This window comes from Duganella radicis (assembly GCF_009720825.1).
Taxonomy (GTDB): Bacteria; Pseudomonadota; Gammaproteobacteria; order Burkholderiales; family Burkholderiaceae_D; genus Rugamonas; species Rugamonas radicis.
The window spans coordinates 65,625-86,926 of the sequence record NZ_WNKY01000024.1 but is presented as its reverse complement, the minus strand read 5'-3'; the positions used below and the strand labels follow the sequence as shown (position 1 = coordinate 86,926).

The following is a 21,302-nucleotide window of genomic DNA, read 5'->3' as shown; positions in this document are numbered from 1 at the left end:
CATGCAGCTTGAAGGATTGCAAAGCTTGAGCGACAATCAGGCCGCACGGCTCTCCGCCGTGATTAACTGACCGGGGACCCAGCCCCTTGAGAATCACATCTCATACACCACGCCTGGGGACACAATCCGATGTGGCGGCGGCTGATCCGCTGCATGGCCGCAATCTGGCGTATTCGCTGCACTTCTACGCCGCCTCGCACAAGCAGTATTTGCGCGACAAGGCGGATGCCGCGATGAAGCAGGGCGCGCCGTTGTTCGTTACCGAGTGGGGTTCGGTCAGCGCGGAGGGCAATGGTGCGGTCGATCGCGAGGAAACGTTGCGCTGGCAGGATTATTTGCGCCAGCATCGCTTGAGTAACGTGCAGTGGGCTGCCAGCGACAAGAAGGAAGCCGCTTCGCTGTTCAAGCCTGGCGCATCCAGCACAGGGCCGTGGACAGATGCTGACCTGACCGACTCCGGCAAGCTGCTGCGCGAAATACTAGACGCCCGCGCTAGCCCAGGCGCTCCAGCGCAAAGTCGACAAAGCTGCGCACTTTGGCCGAGGGCCGCGCCTCCGGACGGCGCAGGATGTGCATGGCGCGCGACGGTAGCTCCCATTTCGGCAGCAACCGCACCAGTTGGCCGGCTTTGAGAGCGGGCTCCATCAGCACATCCGCTTGCATCACCACGCCCATGCCGGCGATGGCGGCCACCACCAGCGAGGCGCCGGTATTGCTGACCAGCGTGCCGCGCGCGCTGACTTCCACTTTTTCTTCTCCGCGCTGGAAGCGCCAGGTGGCGCCAGCGCCTGCAAACACCAGGCAGTTGTGTCGCTCAAGGTCCGATGGATGTCGCGGCGTGCCGTGCTTTTTCAAATACGCCGGACTGGCCGCCACCAGCACGCGCCCAGGTTGCAGTGGCCGGGCGATCAGCGTGGTATCGGCGATGGGGCCGGAGCGGATGGTCACGTCCACGCCTTCCTCCGCCATGTCGATCACGCGGTTGCTCAGCACCAGCTCGACACGCACCTTGGGATAGCGCGCCGCGTAGGCCGCGATGACAGGCGTGAGCCGCTGTTCGCCATACGTGGCCGGCGCCGAGATGCGCAGGCTACCCTGCGGTTCGGCGCGCAGGTTTTCCGCCACGTGGTCGGCGGCGGCCACGCTGGCCAGTACGTCGCGGCAACGCTCCAGATAGGCGGCGCCGATCTCGGTCAGGGTCTGCCGCCACGTGCTGCGCTCGATCAGGCGCGCGCCCAGCTGCTGTTCCAGCGCCTGTACATGCTTGCCGACCATGACCGCCGATATCTCCAGCGCTTGCGCCGCGGCCGCAAAGCTGCCCGCTGTGGCAGCGGCCACGAATACTTCCATGCTGCGTAGCTTGTCGCTCATATTCGAAACTAATTATTAGGGGTGAGTGAAATTCTAGCGTATTTATGTACAAATGGATTGTGATGATAATGAAGTCACACACATACACAAGGAGCTCATCATGGCAGCATACGCAATCGGATACGCAACCCTGCGCAGCACGGAATGGCAGAAGGAATATGGCGCCCACATGCCGGCGCTGACGGCGAAACATGGCGGCAAGCTGATGGCGAAAACGCCGCCGCAGGCGATGGAGGGCGCGCCCGTGCTGCCGGAGGTGATGGTGGTGATCGAATTCCCGTCCGCCGCCCACGCGCAAGCCTGGTACGCCGATCCCGAACACGCCCGCCTCAAGGAACTGCGCCAGGGCGGCGCCGATTTCTCGATGGTGCTGGTTGGCGCGTAGTCTTTTAGTAGAAGCGCAACCCCGTCATTCGGTGTACATTGTCGGTTCTGATTCAACCGCCACAAGGAACACCGAATGACTATCAAAGCCCTGCGTGATCAATCCCTGCCGATGCGCCACATCGTCCATGTGCGCAATCACATTATCTCCACCGACGGCTCGGTGGAAGAGGGCGGCAACGACGCCGGCCCGTCGCCGCACGATCTGTACGACGCGGCGCTGAGCGCCTGCAAGGCTTTGACCGTGGTCTGGTTCGCCAAGCGCAAGAACATCCCGCTGGAGCACGTGGAAGTGAGCATGGAACGCGACGCCAGCGAGGAGCGCCAGGGCATCTACCGCCTGACCGCCACCCTGCACGTCACCGGCGATCTGACCGAGGCCCAGCGCGCCGAGCTGCTGGCCGCCGCGCAGAAATGCCCGATCCACAAGCTGATGACGTCCGTGACCACCGAAGTGACCACCGTGCTGGGATAAGACCATGACCATCTCCAATCTGTTGAAGGGCCACGAGAAAGATCTGGGCGGCGGCTTTGTGGTGCGCCGCTACCTGCCGTCCGCGGTCAAGCAGGCCGTCGGCCCATTCGTTTTCTTCGACCATTTCGGTCCGGTGGATGTGCCTGCGGACGCAGACCACGACGTGCGCCCACACCCGCACATCGGCCTCGCCACAGTGACTTATTTGTTTGAAGGCGCGATGGACCACCGCGATTCGCTCGGCACTTATCAGCGCATCGAGCCGGGCGCCATCAACTGGATGACGGCGGGGCGCGGCATTGTGCACTCGGAGCGTACGCCCAAAGATCTGGTGGGCGTGCCACACCGGACGCACGGCTTGCAGCTGTGGGCCGCGCTGCCGGTGGCGCATGAGGAAACGGAGCCGGGCTTCTGCCACACGCCATCCAGCGCCATCCCTGAACTGGCGGTGGACGGCGCCGATATCCGTGTGCTGATCGGCTCCGCCTTCGGCCAGACCTCGCCGGTACAGACCTACAGCCAGACGCTGTATCTGGACATCGCCCTCAAGCCAGGTCACGAGTTGGCGCTGAACGGCCTGCCGGCCGAAGCGGCCATCTACCCGATCAGTGGCGAGCTGGAAGTCGACGGCGCAGGGCTGGAACTGCACAACATGGCGCTGCTGAACACCGCCGACACGCGCCGCGTGAAAGCCAATAGCGATGCGCGCTTTGTGATCATCGGCGGCGAGCCGCTGGATGGCCATCGCTACATGTCGTGGAACTTTGTCTCGTCGAGCAAGGAACGCATCGTGCAGGCGGGCGAGGACTGGGAGGCGCAGCGCTTCCCTAAAGTGCCGGGCGAAACCGAGTGGATCCCTTTGCCGGCAAAGAAGCCGGTCGCTTAAGCGGCAATCAGGCGGTGGACATGGCGTTCGCCGCCACGGTGCTGTACAAGTCGTTGGCGCCGGTGCGGATGATCCAGTGTTCCGGATATGGATCGCTGGCGAAGCGGGTGTGGCGCGGCACGCGGCTCAGCTTATCCAGCGAGACGCTCGGCGCCAGCGCGGTTTCCTTGCCGGTCAGCTGGTCGAGGTGCCAGAAGCCGCCATCGCGGTGGAACAGCAGCGGCAGCGCGGCCGCATGCGGTGCGGCGGCGAAGGATTTGACCGGATAGCCCGGATGCGTTTCCGGCGCCAGCAGGTAGAAGCTTTCGGCATTGGCGCCATGGTCCACGCGGTGCAGGATCACACCGTGCGGCATGATGGCCGATACCGACAGGGTCACGATCCCCTTGATGCTGGCGCTGAATTCGATGCGCATGCCGAGCCGCAGCGCGGTCGGCTTGTGCTTGCCCGGCCAGACCCCATCCAGCAGGATGCCGTAGCGCGAGACGTCTTCAATTTCAAACCCCAGGCCGGAGCGGCGGATGACCGCATGGCGTCCGGACAGGCGGCGCGTCAGGCCATTGGTGTCCTGGCCATCGGCCGTGTAGTGGGTCAGCAGCACATTCGATTCAGGATCGACCAGTTCAAAGCGGCCGATCACGCATTCGTCCATGGCGAACAGGCGGATCTGGCGCTGCGCGCCGGCTTCCGGCGCGGCGTTCACCAGCGAGGCTGCGGCACTTGGATGCGGATGCAGCGCGGCCGCCTGCGGCATGTCGATCTCGATCAGGTCCTCGTCCCACGCGATGGTGGTGAAGCCCAGGTCTACCTTGCCGGCCGGGGCGTTCAAATCCAGATGCGCGATGCCTGCGTTGCGCGCGGTGACGTCGATATCGAGACTGTCGCCGCCTTGCGCGCTGACGCGGGCGATCGAGGCGTCGTCCGCCATCACCCGCACGTTCTTGTGGGTGCTGAGGAAGATGCGGTGGATCTCGGTCAGCGTGGCGTCCAGGCGCGGCACCAGGATGACGAAGGTGCAGACCCATTTACGCGCGGCCATGCCGGCGTGTTGGCTCAGCAGCTCGATGCTGATCTGGTACTGGCCATGCTCCTTGCCGCGCGAGGAAAACTCAACGAACACCGGGCGCCACTCGCCGCCAACCGCGCGCACGAAGTGCTGGCGCGAGGCGCCGTGAGGGATCAGGTCCGATTGCAGTTGCAGCGTCAGTTGCGGCGCGCAGGCTTCCGGCATGCCGCGCAGTTCCATCTTCAAGGTCTGGCGGCCGCCGGCGGCGCGCGGGTCGAAGCCGCTGATGTGCAGTTGCGGACGTTCGGCATGGGCGCGTTGCAGGGGACGGGCGTAGTTGGCGGTTTGTGCCGCGGTATGCGATTCAACAGCAGGGACGGCATCCAGCACCGTGGCCGGCGAGGCTGCACGGGAGGTGCGCAAGGCAGTCAGCAGGGCGAAGCTGGAAGGCTCTGCTTGGGCGTGGCCGCCTTCGCAAGTTTGCGCTCCCGGTAAGACCCAATAAGTGCAATGCGGGTGCTGGGCATTACTGCATTTTTTCATGACAAACCGACCGATGGGATACCCGTCAGTTTATGCGGTTTTCACTCTGTTTGGCAAACTTTGCAACCGCTTTTGCGCCTGGTCTGTGCGCTTTTCAAAAATGCGACGGAATTGGTGCGGTCGGCAGTGCCGTTTCGTCAACATTGCCGCTCTCCGGCGCGGCGCGAAAGCGGATCACGATGGCGCTCAGGTTGTCGATGTGGAGCTGGGGTGGGGGATTTTGCGCGTAGTCGCTGAACAGGGCGTCCAAGGCTGTGGCGGCGCTGCTGGTGTGCAGCAGCGATGGCCAGCGCTGGACCCAGCTCTGCGGCCGGGCGCTGGACCAGAAGCCGTCGGTCGCCAACAGGTAGGTGGCGTCGGCGCGCGTGGCGATGACGCGGCGGTCCGCCAGTTGACGCAGGAACGGTGGCAGATTGGTCGCGTCCAGCGGCAGCAGGGCGTTGTCGAGGATCTGCGGGTTGGCGAAGGCGTTGCCGAGGATGTAGGCCTGCGAGATTTGCGCGCGGTGTTCGCCGTGCACCTGCTGCCACCATTCGTCCTCACCCAGCATGCCGTGCATGGCGAAGGCGGTGGCGGGGACGTGGTCCACAGTCAGTGGATGGGCGTCGTGGGCGGTGATTTCGTACAGGCGCGAATCGCCGGCGTGGAATAGCATCGGCGCCTGGCCGGATGGGATTTCCAGCAGCGTGAGCGTGGTGCCGGGGCGGCGGAAGGTGTCCTGGTCGTCGGGGCGGCTGAAGCGCGCTTGCAATTGGTGATGCAGCTGGTCGAGGTGTGCGTTCAGTTGTTCCGGCGTGGTGCAGGCGGGAACGCGCAGCAGGCCGGTGGCGACGGCTTCGGCGGCCTCGCGGCCATGACCGTGGCCGCCCATGCCGTCCAGCACCGCCAGCCGCACGTGGCCTCGCGGCCAGTCGCCAAGCGTAGTGGTTTGCGGCGTCTGGTCGCGCAGCAGGACGGCGCGGCCGTCGGCGTCGATGAGCAGCAGGTTGTCCTGATTCTCAGGCATTTGCAGTTTGCTGATGCTGGCGGCGCTGCGGGCAGCGATGTCCAGTGCGGGGCCGAAGTTCAGTTGGTCGGTGATGCGGGTCATCGGGGCAGGCGCGGGCGCGCGGGATGCGAAAGGCCACAGCTTAGCCGAGAAAACGCCGGCGGTGGTGGTCATTCACCGCTCCGGCGTAGCCACAGGCTGCTGGCCCAGCCGGTTTGCTCGCTGTGGCCGATGGTGGCTTTGATTTGCCACCAGTCGCCATCATGGACGCCGGTGGGTGTGACGATGGCCCCGGCCGGCACCACGCCGACGCGCGCGGCGTGCACGCCGGGCGCGGCGCGCAGGTTCAAATCACGGTGGACGCGGAAGGCGCGACCCGCTGTGGCTGCGGCGCTGCCCGCGATATCGCCAGGCGCCAGCGTGCCGCCGCCAACGGCGCCTGCCGGCAGGGCCGCTTGCGGCGGGGGTGGCCCGGCCGGGCTTGTGCCGGGCGAGGCCTGAGCGAGGTGGTCGCCACCCGATGCCGCGGCATGGGCGGCGTACAAAATCAGGCTGCCGAAGCCCCACGCGCCGGCCACCATGATGAACAGCGCGCGCGCGTTGGGCCGTCGCCACCAGCCGCGTGGCGTCAGGTACGCGGCCAGGAACAGCGTGATGATGAGGCCTGCGGCGAAAGCCGCAACGGCGTGAAGTCGGAGCGCATCCATGATGGCTCAGGCCTCGAAGCGCAGCACGTAGTGGCCGGCCACCAGATGGTGCCCGTGCGGCAGCAGGTAGGGCGCATCGCCCACGCTGGCGACGAATTGCAGTTTGTCGTCCAGATGATAGAGCGCTTGGGTGGCGCTCAGGCGGCCGATGGCGTAGCCCTTGCTGGTGGCTTCAAAGCTGAAAGCGTTGCGCGACAGGCCGATGCGGTCCGCGCTGGCGGCGATGGTGCCGTCGCCGCGCTTGAGGAAGCGTGGCGAGTCCAGCACGCGCAATGCCGCCAGCATGGCCGAGTTGCGGCCGAAAGTGAAGCGCGCGCCGCTGGCGACGCCGCTGCTCACCGGCTGGGCAAGGCAGACCACGGCGCTGTAGCGGTCCGCCATTTCCGGCGCGGCGGGCAGCAGGCGCAGGGTGCGCGTGTCGACCGGCGCGAGGGAGGCGGGAACTTCGATGCGCTGGCGGCCTTCGGCGGTGCAGGCGTACAGGTGGTCGTTGGCGTCGGCCGTCAGGATGATGGCCGGCCTGGCGTCGGCGGACAACGATAGCGCGTGGTCGAAGGGTAGCTCCAGCGCTTGCGCGCCGGTGTCGCGGTAGCGGCTCAGGCGCGGCAAGGCCAGCGCCACCAGGCTGACGCGCTGCTGCGATACCGGCGCGTAGGTGGCGTCGCTCTCGCCGGGGCGGGTGACGGGCTTGTGGCTGGCGGCGGCTGGCACGGCGGTCAGGTCGATAGGCCCGGCGCCGGCGCGCACATTCGTGTTCTCGCTGCCGGCGGCGCGGCTTTGCCAGACGGCGGGGCTGCCTTGCGGTGCGGTGGACGCTGCCGGCGCTGCGCCGGTGCGGGCGATTTTCAGCAGCAGCCGTTGGCCGCCCTGCGGTTCACGCAGCGATTTGATGGTGTAATAGCCGCCGCGTGGGTCGTAGCGGCACTCGAAGGCATCCTTGGGGCGCATCTGCACCACTGGCGGCGCGTCGGGACCGTCGTTCAGTACCAGCACGGCGGCGTCCGGGCCGAACGGCCAGCCCTGCGCGACCGCGCTGGCTTCACCGCCTTCGCCGCCGATCAATGCCAAACGCTGGTTCGGATAGATCGGGCACACAGCATGCCAGATCGCGCTGTCGCGCGACACGCTGACGTTGTAGAGAATTTTCTCATCCGCCGCCGGCAGATACACCGCATGGCCGAACTTGACCTCGATCTCGCCCGGCGCCAGGGTGGCGTCGCCCAGCACGTCATAGCGCACCTGATCGCTGCCCAGCAAATCGCCGAAGTCCTTCTGATGCAAGGCGGTCAGTGTCTGTGCCAGATCGCGGGCGCGGGCGCCGCGTGTGAGGTGGTAATCGTCATCGACATCTTCCTGCGGCAGCAATAGCGTCACGTGCGAGAAGCAGCGCGTGGCGGCACGGCCACGGTGCTCGCGCGGGCTGCGCTCCAGCAGGTCGCGCAGCAGCGGACGACGCGAGAACAGCGCCAGGCCCGGCGTCTGCCAGATCGCTTCGGCGTTGAATACATCGGGAATGCGTCCCAGGACGGCATGTTGGACATAGGTCGGCATGATTCAAACTCCTTCGGAAGATATCGCACAGAAGGTAAGCAGGGGGCAGAGGAAAAACAGCAGATGGCTGCCGCCGGCCGACAAAAAGCTCATCGGCTGGCCCATGATGGGGAAGATCGCCAGGTTGGTGCCCCACGAAAGCAGGAAGTGGCCCAGCACGAACGCGCCGCCGCCGCACAGTGTGAAGTAGCGAAAGCGGCCCAGCCACGCATGGCGAAAGTTGCGCGCGCCGGCGCCCTTGCGATAGGCGTGCATCGCGGTCAGCACGATCCCAATCAGGAAGGCTGCCTGCACGGCCCACAGCAGCAGCCCGCCCAGCAGGCCGTGGCGGTTGAGGAAGAAGGAAGCGGCAAAGTCGTCCTGCACGGCGGGAATCTGCGCCACGTTGCCGGCGCTTTGGCCGAGGGAGCGCAGGCCGAGCCAGTGATCGGCGCCGGTCCAGCCTCCGTCACCGATGGCGCGCGCGCCCTGTAGCAGTTGTTGGCCGGTATGCGGGTGTTCGGCGGGATTGAGCCACACCAGGAAGCGGTCGGCGTAAAAGCCCCAGCGTATCAGATCGTCGGTGCCGACGATGCGCAAGTAGGCGACGACGCCCACGGCGAGCAGCGCACCGCTCAGCAGCACGGCGGCCAGCACGCGGTTGCTGGCGGCGATGGCGTAGGCCAGGCCCATGCCGGTACTCCAGACCAGCAACAGGATCAGCGGCGAGAAGTCGTCCACCTGCACCAGCGCGAGGCCGAGCAGGGCCAGGAACAGCAGGGCGGGTGCGATCAGTTGCAGCCAGCGTGCGCCGTGGTCGACCAGCCGTTGCGGGCCGTTGTGCCAGTTGAAGCGCAGGGCGAGACAATGGGCGGTGAGGGCGGTCAGCGCGAGTTTGGCCAGCTCCACCGGTTGCAGGTCGAAGACGCCGGTTTCGTCGCCCCACAGGACTTGCGCGGCCAGCGCGGCCAGGGCCACTGCGGCGAACAGCGCGAGTATCCATTCGATGCTGCGCTGCTGGAGCTGCATACCACGCGCCGCCTGATGTTGTGCCCACGTGCGCAGCAGGCCACCAAGGCCGGCGCCGATGGCCAGCATGGCGGCGGATTTCTGATAGTAGCGCAGCCAGGACGACTCCGGCGCGCCGAGTCCAAGTTCCAGTTGCGCCAGCAGGCCGATGGCCAATAGGACCACACCGGCCCCAGTCGCCAGCGTCAGGCGGCCCGGCAGCGCAAGCCACAACAGCAGCGCGCAGGCACCCAACAGCAGCGAACACGCCGCACTTGGTGCGTAGCCCGATCGCTGTGCGATCAGCGCGACAAGGCCCGCCAGCAGCATGCCGACCGCCGCGACCACGCCGGCGACCATCGCCACCCCGCCCGCCCACGATCCGCCGAGCTGCCGTCCTGCCATGCCGCGAGCCGACGCGACTTGAGCCGCCCGTGCCGCAATGACCTGCGATTTGGTCATGCCGCCCGTCGTGGCGCCTTCCGTCGTCCGCGCAGCAGCGGTCTGCGCCCCGGCCACGCCGCCAGCAGAGGCGCCTTGCACCCGCGCCGCGGCAGCCCCGCGGGCAATCACGCTGGCGGCCAGCATCGCTGCCGACACGGCAAGGGCGATCCAGATAGCGTGAGCATTCCCCCCGCTCCACAACGTGCGTTGCTGCCATTGCCAGCTGACTTGCGCCGGCAGCTTCAATTCCGGTTCGCTGTAAAGCTTGACGTGGCGGGATGGCTGCATGGTCAACTGGTCTCCACTGGCCGTCAGTTGCAAGCGCGTATGGCCCACCATGATGGCATTCACGCCGCTCAGCGCAGCTTCCTGCCTGCGCAAATCCGTTTGCCCCGCCAGCACGGCGGCGCGGTCGCCATCCGGATTGGCGGCGGACAGCTGCAAGCGGCTGTTTACGCGGGAGATCGTGGCCGCGCCGGCGGTCACCTGCTCAAGCCCCAGCCGGTTATCGCAATAGAGATTGCCGCCGAATGCCAGCGGCCGCGCGATCGTCAGCGCCAGGGGCACGGCGCGATTCCACGCTGACAGCGCTTTGGATGCCAGCCGCGATTCAGGGCAGTTGGCCTGCGCGCGGCCATCGCGATACAAGGTCGCACCATCGTAAAGCCATGTATGCCCATTGCGCGTGAAGCTCACCCGGCGCGCGTCGGCAGAGTGCATATCAAACACTGCGCCATCGATCTGGAAACCTTGCAGGCCTTGCAGCGGCGTGGCGCCGAGGCGCTGCTCGCTGCCATCGCGCAGCAGCACCAGCTGGCGCGTGGTACTGAGATTGCGCACCCACCAGCCGCCATTCGCATCCCGGCGCAGCGCCAGATGGTTGCGATCCGTCTGCGGCGCGGCCAATTCGCGCTGGCCGAGCGTGATGCTGTCACCGGCCGCCAGCCTGACCGTGATCGCGACAGGCGACCACGCCTCCGGGGCGCGCAGCAGCGCCCACGCTTGCAGCGCACATAGTCCGGCCAGCAGAACCAGCACCAAAGCGAGAGCGCTGTTGCGGGCCGCAGCCATGGTCAGCATGCGCAGCGCGGCAGCGGTGTGTTCGGCCGGCGTGGGGCGCGGCACCAGTCGGCGTGGCTGGGCAGGGCGTTTCATCGCGATTGCCATCATGCCTCCCGCACGGTTTGCCAGCCGTTGAGCGCCGTCGGGCGGCGCATGCCGTGGATCGGATTGACGGCGTCAAACGCATCGCGCGCCGGCTTGACGCCCTGTATCGCGTTCAGCATGCGGCTGATCTGGATGGCGTGGCGCGGACGCTTGGCGGGATCGATATGCAGCAGTGCGCGCAACAGATCCAGTGCCGCATCGCGCTGGCCGGCGGGGATGGCGGCGGCAAAGCGCTCCTCTTCCTGCGGCCGCAGCGCCGTTGGAATCTCGCCGCCATTACGCCCGCGCAGCAGGTCGGCTCCGGCGACATGATGTTCACGATAAGCCTGTCCGCAATCGCTGCAAAACCGCAGCGGCAGACCGCCCGTCACCAGAAAATACAGCAGTGCGCCCAGCGAAAAGTAATCGCTGCGCGCGCCGGTGGCGTAGCCGCCGCCATCGGCCGGAAAAAATTGCTCCGGCGCCTGCCAGTTGGCGGTGCCGGCGTACGAATGCGCTTGCAGGCTGCCCAACGCGCGGTTGGTGCCGAAATCGGCCAGCTTGACGGTGTTCAGATGCGGATCGAGCAGCACATTGGCCGGTTTCAGGTCCAGATACCGCCAGCCATATTGGTGCACCTTGGCCAGCGCCTGATTGATCTGCGCGATCCAGCCCAGAACTTGCGGCAGCGGCACCGTCTCGCCCCGGCCTTTCAACGCCACCATGTGCTTGCCCAGATCGGAGCCCATCAGCTCCAGCGCCAGCACCGGCAATCCTTCGTGCCAGCCGCTGTCCAGCAGGCGCACGATATGCCGCTCGTCCCACGGCTCCAATGATTGCAAGAATGCGATTTCGTTATTGGCGCTGGCGATCCAGCGTTCCCGCTGGGCGGGCAGGGCGCGCGCCATCTGCTCCTGATTGATTAATTTGATGGCCACATCGCGCGTTGCCTGCGGCCCGCTGGCGCGCCAGATGATGCCGTAGGCCGATCCGCCGATCTGCTCGCGCAGCCGGTAATGGCCGAGTTCCAAAGCGATGATTGCGTCTGCTGTCGTCATAGTATCCCCCGTCGCAGACACCTAGCGGAGGGACGAAAAAAAGCCCCGAAAAATTCGGGGCTCTGTGGCTGGAAGATTAACGATCCCAGCGATCGTGACGGTAGTGACGGCGTTCCCAGCGTTCCTCGCGATAGTACGGGCGGGCCGGTTCAACGTACACCACCCGTGGGGGCGGTTCGTAGTAGCGTACCGGCGGCGCGTAGTAGACCGGAGCCGGACGCTCGTAGTACACCGGCGCAGGCTGCGAGTAGACGCGGGTCTCGACATAGCCACGGTCACGGCCGCGGTAGTAGCGGTCATCCGAGGTGCGGATGCTGTTGCCCACCGCCGCGCCAACCAGGCCGCCGACAATGGCGCCGTCGCGGCCACCGGCGCTGTTGCCGATCGCGGCGCCGACCACAGCCCCGGCCACCGTGTTGAAATCACGGTCGCCTGCGTATGCCGACGACGATACTGCTGCTACGGTCAGTAACGCTACACCCATTAATTTTTTGCTCAACATGGTAATCCCCTTGCTGTGGCCTGAACCGGAATGATTCGCTAGCCAGTGACTCCACTATAAACCCCTGAAAAATTCGCGCCACGTCTTATACACATGCTTACAAACCGCCCTTGCCGGTAATGGCTTGTAACATTTGGAGACGTTGTGCTTCCCACTCTGGGCGCAGCAGGCTGAATACCGTCACGTCCTGGTAACGGCCATTGATGAAGAAGGATTGGCGCAGCGTGCCTTCGGCCTGAAAGCCGCATTTTTGCGCCACGCGCACCGAGGCCACGTTCTCCGGGGCGGTCAATAATTCCAGCCGGTGGTAGGGGTGAACGTTGAACAGGTAATCGACCAGCAGCTTGCAGGCCTCTGTTACATATCCACGCCCGGTCAGTTTCGGCTCCAACAGACGGTAGCCGATTTCGCGCGAGACCGGGGTGCGGCTTTTGAAGTGGGTGATCACGCCGATCACATGGTGTTGCGCGTCCTCGATCACAAACAGTTCACTGTCCTCGGTCACGAAGCCGTTCTGCATGAACTCCCTGCGCATGGTTTCCGGCGATTTGAAGTGCGTGGAAAAATAGTCGCCGCGCGAGGGCAGGTCGTTGGCCAGCGCGATGAAGGTGTTCAGATCGGCGGTCACCAGGTGGCGTACGGTGCAGAGTTGACCCTTGAGCATAGGCGCTTTCTTCTGAAAGTTGAAGTTTCATGGTAGTGCAACCTCGATAGCAAATCAATATGGATGACAAGATCATCACGATCGGTTATCGTTTCCGGCTACTCACTCATCTGTACAGGAACCGCATGAAATCCCTCTACCAGAAATCCATGTCGCTGACCGTGCTGGCCACCAGCCTGCTGTGTGTCGGCGCCGGCGCCGCTCCCAACGACCCAGCCACCCTGGGCCAGATCCGCGACAGCGCAATGAAGAGCGACTGGGCTTACGAGCGCCTGGCCGACCTGACCGATCTGGTGGGGCCGCGTTTGTCCGGCTCCGTGGGCGCCGCTGCGGCGGTGGAACAGGTGGCGGCCGCCATGCGCAAGATTGGCGCGACGGTCACGCTGCAACCGGTCAAAGTGCCGCACTGGGTGCGCGGCGCCGAATCGGCGGAACTGGTGGAGTACACCGGCCGCCCGGCCGGCATCACGCAGAAAGTGGTGCTGACCGCCCTTGGCGGTTCCGGCGCCACCCCGGCTGCCGGCCTGACCGCGCCGGTGGTCATCGTGCGCAGTTTCGATGAGTTGAAAGCCAAAGCCGCGCAGGTCAAGGGCAGCATCGTGCTGTTCGACGTCGCCTTCGACCAGGAGATGGCGGACCGCGGCCACGCCGGCCCGGCCTATGGCCACGGCGCCGGCTTCCGTTTCGCCGGTCCTAAAGTGGCGGCGGACATGGGCGCGGCGGCGGCGCTGGTGCGTTCGGTCGGCGGCGCCAATTACCGCATCGCCCACACCGGCGCCACCGGCGTGGTGGCGGAAAACCGCATTCCCGCCGCCGCCGTGACGGCGGAAGATGCGATGCTGATGAGCCGCCTGTCGGCGCGCGGCCTGCTGAAAATGCACCTGACCCTGACCCCGCAAACCCTGCCGGACGCGGACAGCTACAACGTCATCGCCGACCTGCCGGGCACCGACAAGGCGGATGAAGTGGTGATCGTCTCCGGCCACCTCGATTCCTGGGACCTGGCCACCGGCGCGCACGACGACGGCACTGGCGTGGCCGGCGCCATGGCGGTGATCGACACCCTGAAAAAGCTCAACCTCAAGCCGCGCCGCACCATCCGCGTGATCGCCTGGATGAACGAGGAAAACGGCACCCGTGGCGGCAAGGCCTACTTCGACGCCAACCAGGATAAGCTGGACAAGCACTTTGCCGCGATTGAATCCGACAGCGGCGGCGGCCGTCCGTTTGGCTTCATCGGCAGCGTGACGCCGCCAATGGTGAAGTACTTCGCACCACTGAAAACCGCGCTGGAGCCGATCGGCGCCGGCATCTTCGAGCGTCATGACATCGCCGGCGCCGCCGATACCGGCCCGCTGGAGCGCGCTGGCGTGCCGGTATTCGAACCACTGGTCGATTCCAGTTTCTACTTCAACTACCACCACACGCCGGCCGACACGCTGGACAAGGTCAATCCGCTGGAGTTGAAGCGCCACGTCGCCGTCATGACCTCGCTGACCTGGTATCTGGCCAATATGGATGAGAACATCGGCCGCGTTCCGCCAGAACAGGAATAAAGCGGGCGGCAGCCCTGCGCCAATGGTGGTATGCTGAAAGCCAGAGTAAGGAGGCCATCATGGACAAGCTTCATTACAAGGGCTGGGCTATCATCCCGACCGCGTTGCCGACCACGGATCACAAATGGACGGCCAGTTGTGACCTGGCGCGGGTGACCGCCGCCGGCGAGGAAATCTTCGAGGGCGCCACGATGCAATTCGTGCGCGCCACCGAGGATGAGGCGCTGGCCGCCGCCCGCAACGAGGCGTGTATCCAGGTCGATAACATCATCGCCAACCCGACGACAAGGCTGGCCTGAACGACATCACGGCTTGTGATAACATAGCCGCCATGACCGTTCTGCTCCGATCCTTCGTCGTTTGGCTGATGCTGCTGGCGCTCCCGTACCAAGGGTATGCCGCCGCGCAGATGCAATTGTGCGTCGCTCCGGCGACCACGGGGACGGCTGTGGCCATGGCCATGCCATCCGGCCCGCACGATCACGCGGCCATGCTGGCGGCGCAAGCCGGCCATGGCGACAAATCCTCTCCGCATAACAACATGAAGTGCAGCGGCTCCGCGTGCTGTGCCGCCGCCGCGCCTTTGCTGGCGCTGGCGATTCCCACGCCGCTGCTGCCATCGGCCGGCGTTGCGGCTTTCTATGCCGATTTCCTCCCTGCGGTCGACCTGGCCCATCCCGAACGTCCCCCTCAAGGCCGCCACGCCTGATCACACCCAAGCTCCGTCCGCGGGCTGGGTATTCCCTAACGATTTTTTGAGGTAGAGGACATGAATTGTCTGTATAAACTCGCGGGCAGCGCCGGCTTGGTGCTGCTGCTCAGCGGTTGCGCGGCGCTGTCCGGCGATGGCGGTTTCAGCGCCGCCGCCGGCATCAGCGAACAGCGCACCGGCGTCAGCGCCAGCGTCGCCGGCCGCCTGCCACGCAACCAAGACGATGCGCGCGCTTTGGCCGCCGTCATCGGCAAGAAACTGGAGCAGCCGCTGGCCGCCGACGATGCGGTGCAAATCGCGCTGCTCAACAACCGCGGACTGCAAGCCAGCTACTGGTCGCTGGGCGTGGCGGAAGCGGATCTGGTGCAGGCCGGCCGCCTGCAAAATCCGGTGCTGGACTTTAAGCGCAGCCATGGCGGTGGTGAAGTCGGCATCGAACGTACGCTGACCTTTAATCTGATCGGCTTGATCACCGCGCCGATGGCCAGCCGTATCGAGGGCCGCCGCTTTGAGCAAACCAAACTGCTGGCGGCGAATGAGGCGTTGAAGGTGGCCGCCGATACGCGCCGCGCGTGGGTGGACGCCGTCGCGGCGGCGCAGATCGCCGACTACGCCAGACAGGTGGAAGCTTCGGCGCAAGCGGGCGCCGAGCTGGCAGGGCGCATGCGCAAGGCCGGCAACTGGAGCGCGTTGGATCTGGCGCGCGAACAGGCGTATCACGCGCAGGCCTTGGCCGACGCGGTGCACGCGCAGAAAGCCGCCGTCGCCGCGCGCGAGAAGCTGACTCGCTTGCTGGGCCTGAGCGGCGAGCAGGCGGCGTCTTACCGCTTGCCGGACCATCTGCCCGATTTGCCAGCGGCGCCGCGCGAGCTGGCGGATGTCGAGCAAACCGCCGTCAACGAACGGCTGGACATTCAAGCCGCCAGACTGGATACCGAACAAACCGCATCCACGCTGGGACTGACGCGCACCACGCGCTTCATCAATGTGCTCGATCTGGGCGCGGTGCGCAATTCCGAAGGCGGCGTGAAGACGCGCGGCTATGAGTTGTCGCTGGAGATTCCGCTGTTCGACTGGGGCTCGGCACGCGTCGCGCGGGCGGAGGCGACGTATATGCAATCGGTGAATCTGCTGGCGCAAGCGGCGGTTGACGCGCGCAGCGAGGCGCGTGAAAGCTATGCCGACTACCGCGCCTCCTACGATCTGGCGCGCCACTACCGCGACAACGTGGTCCCGCTGCGCAAGCAGATTTCCGATCAAACCCTGTTGCGCTACAACGGCATGCTGATGAGCGTCTTCGAGCTGCTGGCCGACGCGCGTGAACAAGCCACCGCCGTCAGCGGCTACATCGGCGCGTTGAAAGACTACTGGACCGCGCAAGCCAATCTGGAGGCCGCGCTGGGCGGCCGTCTGCCATCGAATAAAGGAGTACAACCATGACCACCCGCAGATCGTTTTTGAGCGGCGCGGCCACCTTGATCGGCGCCGGCATGGTGACGAAAGCTGGCGCGGCGACGCTGCCGGAGGCGCCGCTGCAATCGTCGGCCGCCACGCAAGGGCCGCTGCCGCCACCGAATGGCCGTCCCTATAATCCAGTGGTGACGCTGAATGGCTGGACGCTGCCGTGGCGGATGAAGGATGGCGTCAAGGAGTTCCATCTTGTGGCCGAGCCGGTGGTGCGCGAGATCGCGCCCGGCATGACGGCCAATCTGTGGGGCTACAACGGCCAGAGTCCCGGCCCGACCATCGAGGTGGTGGAGGGCGACCGTGTGCGCATTTTCGTCACCAACAAGCTGCCGGAGCACACCAGCGTGCATTGGCATGGACAGCGCCTGCCGAACGGCATGGACGGTGTGACCGGCCTGACCCAGCCTGGCATCGCGCCGGGCAAGACCTTTGTGTATGAATTCGTGGCGAAGAACGCCGGCACTTTCATGTACCACCCGCATGCGGACGAGATGGCGCAGATGGCGATGGGCATGATGGGCTTCTGGGTCACGCATCCGCGTGATCCCAAGCTGCATGCGGTGGATCGCGATTTCGTATTCCTGCTGAACTCCTACGACATTGAGCCGGGCAGCTACACGCCCAAGGTCAATACCATGACCGACTTTAACCTCTGGACCTTCAACAGCCGCGCTTTCCCCGGCATTGATCCCATGGTGGTGCGCAGGAATGACCGGGTACGTATCCGCGCCGGCAACCTGACCATGACCAATCATCCTATCCATTTGCACGGTCATATGTTTGAGGTGACAGGCACCGATGGTGGCTGGGTGCGGCCGTCTGCGCGCTGGCCGGAGGTGACCACCGATATCGCGGTTGGCCAGATGCGGGCGATCGAGTTTATCGCCGACGAACCGGGCGACTGGGCCTTCCACTGCCACAAATCGCATCACACTATGAACGCGATGGGGCATGACGTGCCGAACATGATTGGCGTCGATCACAGTGGCGTGGCGCAGAAAATCAATAATCTGGTGCCGGGCTATATGGTCATGGGCGACAAGGGCGGTTCGATGGGCGGCATGCAGATGCCGCTGCCTGAAAACACGCTGCCGATGATGATGGGCGAGGGGCAGTTCGGCGGCCTGGAAATGGGCGGCATGTTCACGGTGGTGAAGGTGAGGGAAGGGCTGGCGCGGAATGACTACAAGGACCCGGGCTGGTATAAGCATCCGCAAGGCACGGTGGCGCGCGAGTGGACCGGTGAACTCCCCGCCGCCCCGCGCGCGCCGGGCGCGCCGCCGTCCAAGCCGTCAGAAGCCATGGACGTGAAGCGCGACGGGGACATGCACCACCATCATTAACCGAGGAAGGTTTTGGCAGCCAGCGCTACAATGGCCAGCACAACGGTAATCTGGCTGGCTGTCATCCAACGGGTGAAGGTCTGCAATTCGTGACGCATATTGTCAATGGAGGTTTCCATCCGGTCAAAGCGCTTGTGCACCTGATCGAAACGCAGATTTGAGTCCTCTCGCATTTCCGTGAATCGTCGCTCGGTGTAGTCGTGCATCTCCTGAAAACGTCGGTCGGTTTGCACTTGTATTTCCGTAAACCGTCGGTCGGTTTGCACTTGCATTTCCGTAAACCGTCGGTTGGTTTGCTCCAGAATTTCCATGAACCGTTGGTCGGTCTGCTCGTGCATTTCGGTGAAGCGCCGATTGACATCCTCGCGAAATTCGGTGATGCGACGGTCCAGGTGATTATTACTCAGTTCGGGTTCGAGTTGATGGGCTCGATTGTTCATTTCGTTCTCCAGTGCAGCGAGCGCGGCGGCGTGGCGCTCGCTTGTTGCTTCCAGTTTTGCTACGCGTTCTTCCATCATGAAATCGTCCTCCTGTCGAGCAGCTGGCGCAATGGCGGGCTGATAAGGTGTTAGACCTATCTGCTTGAGATTTGATCCATCTCATGGGATTTGTTAGTATCCGATGCTGATGAGAAAACTATCGCGCCCCCCGGAACAAATCGCCTTGCTGCCGTATATCGGCAAGTGGACCCTGCTCGCCGGGCTGGTGGCGGTGCTGAGCGGCACCGCGTCGGCCTTGTTCCTGTTTGCGCTGGATTACGCCACCAACTGGCGCGAAACGCATCCATGGATCATCTGGTTGCTGCCGTTGGCTGGCTTCGCGGTCGGCTGGGTTTATCTCAAGCTCGGCAGCAGTGTGGAGGCGGGCAACAACCTGCTCATCGACGAAATCCACGACCCGAAAAACGTCGTGCCGCTGCGCATGGCGCCGCTGGTGCTGATCGGCACCGTGGTGTCGCACTGGTTCGGCGCCTCGGTCGGCCGCGAGGGCACGGCGGTGCAGATGGGCGGCACGCTGGCCGATCAACTGACTCACATCTTCCGCCTGCGCCACGCCGAGCGCCGCATCGTGCTGATGGCCGGGATCAGCGCCGGTTTCGCTTCGGTCTTCGGCACACCGCTGGCCGGCGCCATCTTCGGGCTGGAAGTGCTTGCCATCGGCCGCATGCGCTACGACGCCATCTTTCCGTGCATGGTCGCCGCCATCGCCGCCGACCAGGTCGGCATGGCCTGGGGCGTGCACCACACGCATTACGCCATCAGCGGCATCGTGCCGATTACTTTCTGGAGCGTGGCCGCGGTGCTGGTGGCTGGCCTGGTGTTCGGGCTGGTGGGCATGGCCTTTGCCAAATCCACGCATGCCGCTTCGGCTTTCATGAAGCGCCACATCAGCTACGCGCCGTTGCGGCCGATGCTGGGCGGCGTGGTGGTGGCGCTGGCCGTGTGGTGGCTGGGCACGCGCTATATCGGTCTTGGCATTCCGGTGATCGTGGAGGCGTTTCAGCGACCGGTGGCGCCATGGGACTTTCTGGGCAAGTTTGTCTTCACGGTGGGCTCGCTGGGCAGCGGTTTCAAGGGGGGCGAGGTGACGCCGTTGTTCTATATCGGCGCGACGCTGGGCAATGCACTGGCGCCGTTGCTGCATCTGCCGTTTGCGTTGCTGGCGGGGCTGGGCTTTGTGGCGGTGTTCGCGGGCGCCGCCAATACGCCGCTGGCCTCCACCATCATGGCGATCGAATTATTCGGGCCGCAGATCGGGCCTTACGCGGCATTGGCTTGTGTGGTGGCCTATCTGTTTTCGGGCCATAGCGGCATTTATCGCGCACAGCGCGTCGGTACGCTCAAGCATCGGCTGCCGCCGGTGGCGCGCGACCGCAAGCCGCCTTCAGCGTAAGCGCGCCATCAGCCGCTGGGCGTCGAAGGGGGCGTGTACCTTGATGTCGTTATCGAAGTAGCAGTAGATATCGCGGCTGGCGCGATGCGGCGGGGCTTCCTGCGAAATCAGCCTGGCGTCCGGTGGCTGGCCGCCTCCGGCCCAGGCCTTGATGCGCGCGGCCCAGTGGTCCAGCGCCGCGTCGTTGTAGCCGCTGGCGTACAGTTCTTCCGCGCCGTGCAGGCGCAGATACATGAAGCTGGCGGTGACGTCTTCGTAATCAGGCCATTTGCCGGCGCTGTCGGCCACCACCAGCGCCACCTTGTACTTGCGCAGCAAGGCCACAAAAGCCGGATCGTTGAAACTCTCGTGACGTACTTCCAGCGCGTGGCGCATTTTGTGATTGGCGCCGATGTCGAGTGCAACGCGGCCGTTCATGCGCGGCTCATGCTGCCGGGCCAGCACCTGCGCCTGTCGCAGGTCGCGCGGCAGCAGGCGGACGAAATGCTCCAGCCGCGCCGCATCAAAACGAAAATTCGGCGGCAGCTGCCACAGGAAAGGCCCCAGCTTCTCGCGCAGGTTGAACACGCCGGACGCCATCACATTCGCCAGCGCCGGGCCAATCTCGCCGCCCAGCCGCAGGATGTGCGTCAGGTAGCGGTTGCCTTTGTGGCTGAACACGAAACCGTCCGGCGTGGCCTCGTACCACGCGGCGTAACTGGATGGCCGCTGTAGCGAATAGAAGGAACCATTGAGCTCAATGGTCGGCACTGCGCGCGCCGCAAACGCCAGTTCGCGCGACTGCGCAAGGTCCGGCGGATAAAACACGCCACGCCATGGCTTGTAGCGCCAACCGGAGATGCCGATGAAAATTTTACCCATGACCGACTATAGCCAAATCGCGCCCGGTGCGAGGCACGCTTGATCATGGCGCCGGATTCGATAGTTGTCTGGCAGTTACGGCTGGTTCATGGCATAATATTGGGCTTGTGTGGGCTCCGATGGTGAAATTGGTAGACACTGCAGACTTAAAATCTGCCGCCGCAAGGCGTGCCGGTTCGATTCCGGCTCGGAGCACCACCTGCTCAATTCTCTTCAGAAAAAATGGCTTCCGAAAAAACCGTGAAACTCATCATTGCCTTGGCAATGGTCGCCGTGGTGTTGGGCGTGGCCGGCTATGTGCTGGTGTTCTGGCATAACTACAGCGGCTGCCAGCAGCTGGAGGCGGAGGCGGCCCGGAACGGCAAGCCGATGTCCTGCGCGGACATCAAGGCCGCCGCCAAGGCACGCCGCTAATTTTCTCAGGTACCTTCCACCAGCTTGAAGCCGGCCCACGACAGCGTGGTCACTTCCACCACCAGCACTTGCGGCTCGGACTGGATGGTGCTGGACAGGCGGAACACGGCATCGCGCACTTCGTTGATGGTTTCGTTGCCGCTGTAGCAGTACTCGCCTTGCGGCAGGTAGTAACCCTTGCCGTCGTCCGCCTTGATGGCGCCAGCCACGTTGAACTTGGCCAGTTCCACGTTGAGGCGATCGAAGGTATCGTTGTCAGGGGCTGCGTAGGAAACGCGAATGATGTAGTTAACCATGTCAAATCCTTATTGTTAATGCCGAATCATGGCATAAAAAAACGCGCC

At 64.7% G+C, this 21,302-nt stretch carries 22 protein-coding genes, 1 tRNA gene and 1 pseudogene; 12 read left to right on the top strand and 12 right to left on the bottom strand.

Features of this window, described 5'->3' with window-relative positions; genetic code table 11:
• Positions 1-86 precede the first annotated feature (86 nt).
• Positions 87-371, top strand: a pseudogene (locus GM676_RS32990) (cellulase family glycosylhydrolase); the annotation flags it as partial.
• A 121-nt stretch (positions 372-492) separates the two neighbouring features.
• On the opposite strand, the gene GM676_RS20110 reads toward GM676_RS32990, so the two are convergent.
• Entirely contained in the window at positions 493-1,371 is an 879-nt protein-coding gene (locus GM676_RS20110) for a LysR substrate-binding domain-containing protein (protein WP_155465669.1), read from the bottom strand.
• 100 nt (positions 1,372-1,471) lie between these two features.
• Between GM676_RS20110 and GM676_RS20105 the strand changes: the two genes are divergently transcribed.
• From GM676_RS20105 to GM676_RS20095, 3 genes are all read left to right on the top strand, one after another.
• Positions 1,472-1,756, top strand: a complete 285-nt coding sequence (locus tag GM676_RS20105) for a DUF1330 domain-containing protein (RefSeq protein WP_155465668.1) — start codon at positions 1,472-1,474, stop codon at positions 1,754-1,756.
• A 75-nt stretch (positions 1,757-1,831) separates the two neighbouring features.
• Positions 1,832-2,230, top strand: a complete 399-nt coding sequence (locus GM676_RS20100) for an OsmC family protein (protein ID WP_155465667.1) — start codon at positions 1,832-1,834, stop codon at positions 2,228-2,230.
• A gap of 4 nt (positions 2,231-2,234) precedes the next feature.
• Positions 2,235-3,116, top strand: a complete 882-nt coding sequence (locus GM676_RS20095) for a pirin family protein (protein WP_155465666.1) — start codon at positions 2,235-2,237, stop codon at positions 3,114-3,116.
• 7 nt (positions 3,117-3,123) lie between these two features.
• On the opposite strand, the gene GM676_RS20090 is transcribed toward GM676_RS20095, so the two are convergent.
• The 8 genes from GM676_RS20090 to GM676_RS20055 form a co-directional block, all read right to left on the bottom strand.
• Positions 3,124-4,665, bottom strand: coding sequence for an FHA domain-containing protein (locus GM676_RS20090; RefSeq protein WP_155465665.1), 1,542 nt, complete (start codon positions 4,663-4,665; stop codon positions 3,124-3,126).
• Positions 4,666-4,759: 94 nt separating this feature from the next.
• Positions 4,760-5,827 (bottom strand): PP2C family protein-serine/threonine phosphatase, encoded by a 1,068-nt coding sequence (locus GM676_RS20085; RefSeq protein ID WP_229262783.1) that lies wholly within the window; start codon positions 5,825-5,827, stop codon positions 4,760-4,762.
• A complete protein-coding gene (locus tag GM676_RS20080; protein WP_155465664.1) occupies positions 5,824-6,360 on the bottom strand; it encodes an SH3 domain-containing protein in 537 nt (178 codons plus the stop codon). Before GM676_RS20080 ends, GM676_RS20085 begins: the two co-directional genes overlap by 4 nt.
• Positions 6,361-6,366: 6 nt before the next feature.
• The gene (locus GM676_RS20075; protein WP_155465663.1) at positions 6,367-7,911 is read right to left on the bottom strand and encodes a hypothetical protein; all 1,545 of its coding nucleotides are present in this window, start codon (positions 7,909-7,911) and stop codon (positions 6,367-6,369) included.
• 3 nt (positions 7,912-7,914) lie between these two features.
• Positions 7,915-10,497, bottom strand: coding sequence for an FtsW/RodA/SpoVE family cell cycle protein (locus tag GM676_RS20070; protein WP_229262782.1), 2,583 nt, complete (start codon positions 10,495-10,497; stop codon positions 7,915-7,917).
• 11 nt (positions 10,498-10,508) lie between these two features.
• The gene (locus tag GM676_RS20065; protein WP_155465662.1) at positions 10,509-11,546 is read right to left on the bottom strand and encodes a serine/threonine-protein kinase; all 1,038 of its coding nucleotides are present in this window, start codon (positions 11,544-11,546) and stop codon (positions 10,509-10,511) included.
• Between the two features lie 76 nt (positions 11,547-11,622).
• Positions 11,623-12,030, bottom strand: coding sequence for a glycine zipper domain-containing protein (locus tag GM676_RS20060; RefSeq protein ID WP_229262781.1), 408 nt, complete (start codon positions 12,028-12,030; stop codon positions 11,623-11,625).
• 115 nt (positions 12,031-12,145) lie between these two features.
• Positions 12,146-12,712 carry a GNAT family N-acetyltransferase gene (locus GM676_RS20055; RefSeq protein WP_155465660.1) on the bottom strand — a complete coding sequence of 189 codons (567 nt, stop codon included), beginning with the start codon at positions 12,710-12,712 and terminating at the stop codon, positions 12,146-12,148.
• Between the two features lie 125 nt (positions 12,713-12,837).
• Between GM676_RS20055 and GM676_RS20050 the strand changes: the two genes are divergently transcribed.
• The 5 genes from GM676_RS20050 to GM676_RS20030 are packed head-to-tail and all read left to right on the top strand — an operon-like array spanning position 12,838 to position 17,790.
• Complete coding sequence (locus tag GM676_RS20050; protein ID WP_155465659.1) at positions 12,838-14,268, top strand: M20/M25/M40 family metallo-hydrolase; 1,431 nt, start codon at positions 12,838-12,840, stop codon at positions 14,266-14,268.
• A 59-nt stretch (positions 14,269-14,327) separates the two neighbouring features.
• A complete protein-coding gene (locus tag GM676_RS20045) occupies positions 14,328-14,567 on the top strand; it encodes a hypothetical protein (RefSeq protein ID WP_155465658.1) in 240 nt (79 codons plus the stop codon).
• Positions 14,568-14,599: 32 nt separating this feature from the next.
• Complete coding sequence (locus tag GM676_RS20040) at positions 14,600-14,977, top strand: hypothetical protein (protein ID WP_155465657.1); 378 nt, start codon at positions 14,600-14,602, stop codon at positions 14,975-14,977.
• Between the two features lie 60 nt (positions 14,978-15,037).
• Positions 15,038-16,420: a TolC family protein gene (locus GM676_RS20035; RefSeq protein ID WP_155465656.1), complete on the top strand. Its 1,383-nt coding sequence runs from the start codon at positions 15,038-15,040 to the stop codon at positions 16,418-16,420.
• Positions 16,417-17,790 carry a multicopper oxidase family protein gene (locus GM676_RS20030; RefSeq protein ID WP_155465655.1) on the top strand — a complete coding sequence of 458 codons (1,374 nt, stop codon included), beginning with the start codon at positions 16,417-16,419 and terminating at the stop codon, positions 17,788-17,790. Before GM676_RS20035 ends, GM676_RS20030 begins: the two co-directional genes overlap by 4 nt.
• On the opposite strand, the gene GM676_RS20025 is transcribed toward GM676_RS20030, so the two are convergent.
• Positions 17,787-18,308 carry a hypothetical protein gene (locus GM676_RS20025; protein ID WP_155465654.1) on the bottom strand — a complete coding sequence of 174 codons (522 nt, stop codon included), beginning with the start codon at positions 18,306-18,308 and terminating at the stop codon, positions 17,787-17,789. The genes GM676_RS20030 and GM676_RS20025 overlap by 4 nt on opposite strands.
• A gap of 109 nt (positions 18,309-18,417) precedes the next feature.
• On the opposite strand from GM676_RS20025, the gene GM676_RS20020 reads away from it, so the two are divergent.
• Positions 18,418-19,683: a voltage-gated chloride channel family protein gene (locus GM676_RS20020; protein WP_155465653.1), complete on the top strand. Its 1,266-nt coding sequence runs from the start codon at positions 18,418-18,420 to the stop codon at positions 19,681-19,683.
• Here GM676_RS20020 and GM676_RS20015 read toward each other — a convergent pair.
• The gene (locus tag GM676_RS20015; RefSeq protein ID WP_155465652.1) at positions 19,675-20,544 is read right to left on the bottom strand and encodes a DUF72 domain-containing protein; all 870 of its coding nucleotides are present in this window, start codon (positions 20,542-20,544) and stop codon (positions 19,675-19,677) included. The genes GM676_RS20020 and GM676_RS20015 overlap by 9 nt on opposite strands.
• A gap of 113 nt (positions 20,545-20,657) precedes the next feature.
• On the opposite strand from GM676_RS20015, the gene GM676_RS20010 reads away from it, so the two are divergent.
• Both GM676_RS20010 and GM676_RS20005 read left to right on the top strand, forming a co-directional pair.
• Positions 20,658-20,742, top strand: a tRNA-Leu gene (locus tag GM676_RS20010).
• 42 nt (positions 20,743-20,784) lie between these two features.
• Positions 20,785-20,958: a hypothetical protein gene (locus GM676_RS20005; RefSeq protein WP_155465651.1), complete on the top strand. Its 174-nt coding sequence runs from the start codon at positions 20,785-20,787 to the stop codon at positions 20,956-20,958.
• 5 nt (positions 20,959-20,963) lie between these two features.
• Here GM676_RS20005 and GM676_RS20000 read toward each other — a convergent pair whose 3' ends face one another.
• A complete protein-coding gene (locus GM676_RS20000; protein ID WP_155465650.1) occupies positions 20,964-21,254 on the bottom strand; it encodes a hypothetical protein in 291 nt (96 codons plus the stop codon).
• Positions 21,255-21,302: the final 48 nt, after the last annotated feature.

Bases quoted from the DNA above. Each gene is read 5' to 3' on its own strand.
- GM676_RS20110 (WP_155465669.1), bottom strand. From the start codon at position 1,371: ATGAGCGACAAGCTACGCAGCATGGAAGTATTCGTGGCCGCTGCCACA.
- GM676_RS20105 (WP_155465668.1), top strand. From the start codon at position 1,472: ATGGCAGCATACGCAATCGGATACGCAACCCTGCGCAGCACGGAATGG.
- GM676_RS20100 (WP_155465667.1), top strand. From the start codon at position 1,832: ATGACTATCAAAGCCCTGCGTGATCAATCCCTGCCGATGCGCCACATC.
- GM676_RS20095 (WP_155465666.1), top strand. From the start codon at position 2,235: ATGACCATCTCCAATCTGTTGAAGGGCCACGAGAAAGATCTGGGCGGC.
- GM676_RS20090 (WP_155465665.1), bottom strand. From the start codon at position 4,665: ATGAAAAAATGCAGTAATGCCCAGCACCCGCATTGCACTTATTGGGTC.
- GM676_RS20085 (WP_229262783.1), bottom strand. From the start codon at position 5,827: ATGACCACCACCGCCGGCGTTTTCTCGGCTAAGCTGTGGCCTTTCGCA.
- GM676_RS20080 (WP_155465664.1), bottom strand. From the start codon at position 6,360: ATGGATGCGCTCCGACTTCACGCCGTTGCGGCTTTCGCCGCAGGCCTC.
- GM676_RS20075 (WP_155465663.1), bottom strand. From the start codon at position 7,911: ATGCCGACCTATGTCCAACATGCCGTCCTGGGACGCATTCCCGATGTA.
- GM676_RS20070 (WP_229262782.1), bottom strand. From the start codon at position 10,497: ATGAAACGCCCTGCCCAGCCACGCCGACTGGTGCCGCGCCCCACGCCG.
- GM676_RS20065 (WP_155465662.1), bottom strand. From the start codon at position 11,546: ATGACGACAGCAGACGCAATCATCGCTTTGGAACTCGGCCATTACCGG.
- GM676_RS20060 (WP_229262781.1), bottom strand. From the start codon at position 12,030: ATGGGTGTAGCGTTACTGACCGTAGCAGCAGTATCGTCGTCGGCATAC.
- GM676_RS20055 (WP_155465660.1), bottom strand. From the start codon at position 12,712: ATGCTCAAGGGTCAACTCTGCACCGTACGCCACCTGGTGACCGCCGAT.
- GM676_RS20050 (WP_155465659.1), top strand. From the start codon at position 12,838: ATGAAATCCCTCTACCAGAAATCCATGTCGCTGACCGTGCTGGCCACC.
- GM676_RS20045 (WP_155465658.1), top strand. From the start codon at position 14,328: ATGGACAAGCTTCATTACAAGGGCTGGGCTATCATCCCGACCGCGTTG.
- GM676_RS20040 (WP_155465657.1), top strand. From the start codon at position 14,600: ATGACCGTTCTGCTCCGATCCTTCGTCGTTTGGCTGATGCTGCTGGCG.
- GM676_RS20035 (WP_155465656.1), top strand. From the start codon at position 15,038: ATGAATTGTCTGTATAAACTCGCGGGCAGCGCCGGCTTGGTGCTGCTG.
- GM676_RS20030 (WP_155465655.1), top strand. From the start codon at position 16,417: ATGACCACCCGCAGATCGTTTTTGAGCGGCGCGGCCACCTTGATCGGC.
- GM676_RS20025 (WP_155465654.1), bottom strand. From the start codon at position 18,308: ATGATGGAAGAACGCGTAGCAAAACTGGAAGCAACAAGCGAGCGCCAC.
- GM676_RS20020 (WP_155465653.1), top strand. From the start codon at position 18,418: ATGAGAAAACTATCGCGCCCCCCGGAACAAATCGCCTTGCTGCCGTAT.
- GM676_RS20015 (WP_155465652.1), bottom strand. From the start codon at position 20,544: ATGGGTAAAATTTTCATCGGCATCTCCGGTTGGCGCTACAAGCCATGG.
- GM676_RS20000 (WP_155465650.1), bottom strand. From the start codon at position 21,254: ATGGTTAACTACATCATTCGCGTTTCCTACGCAGCCCCTGACAACGAT.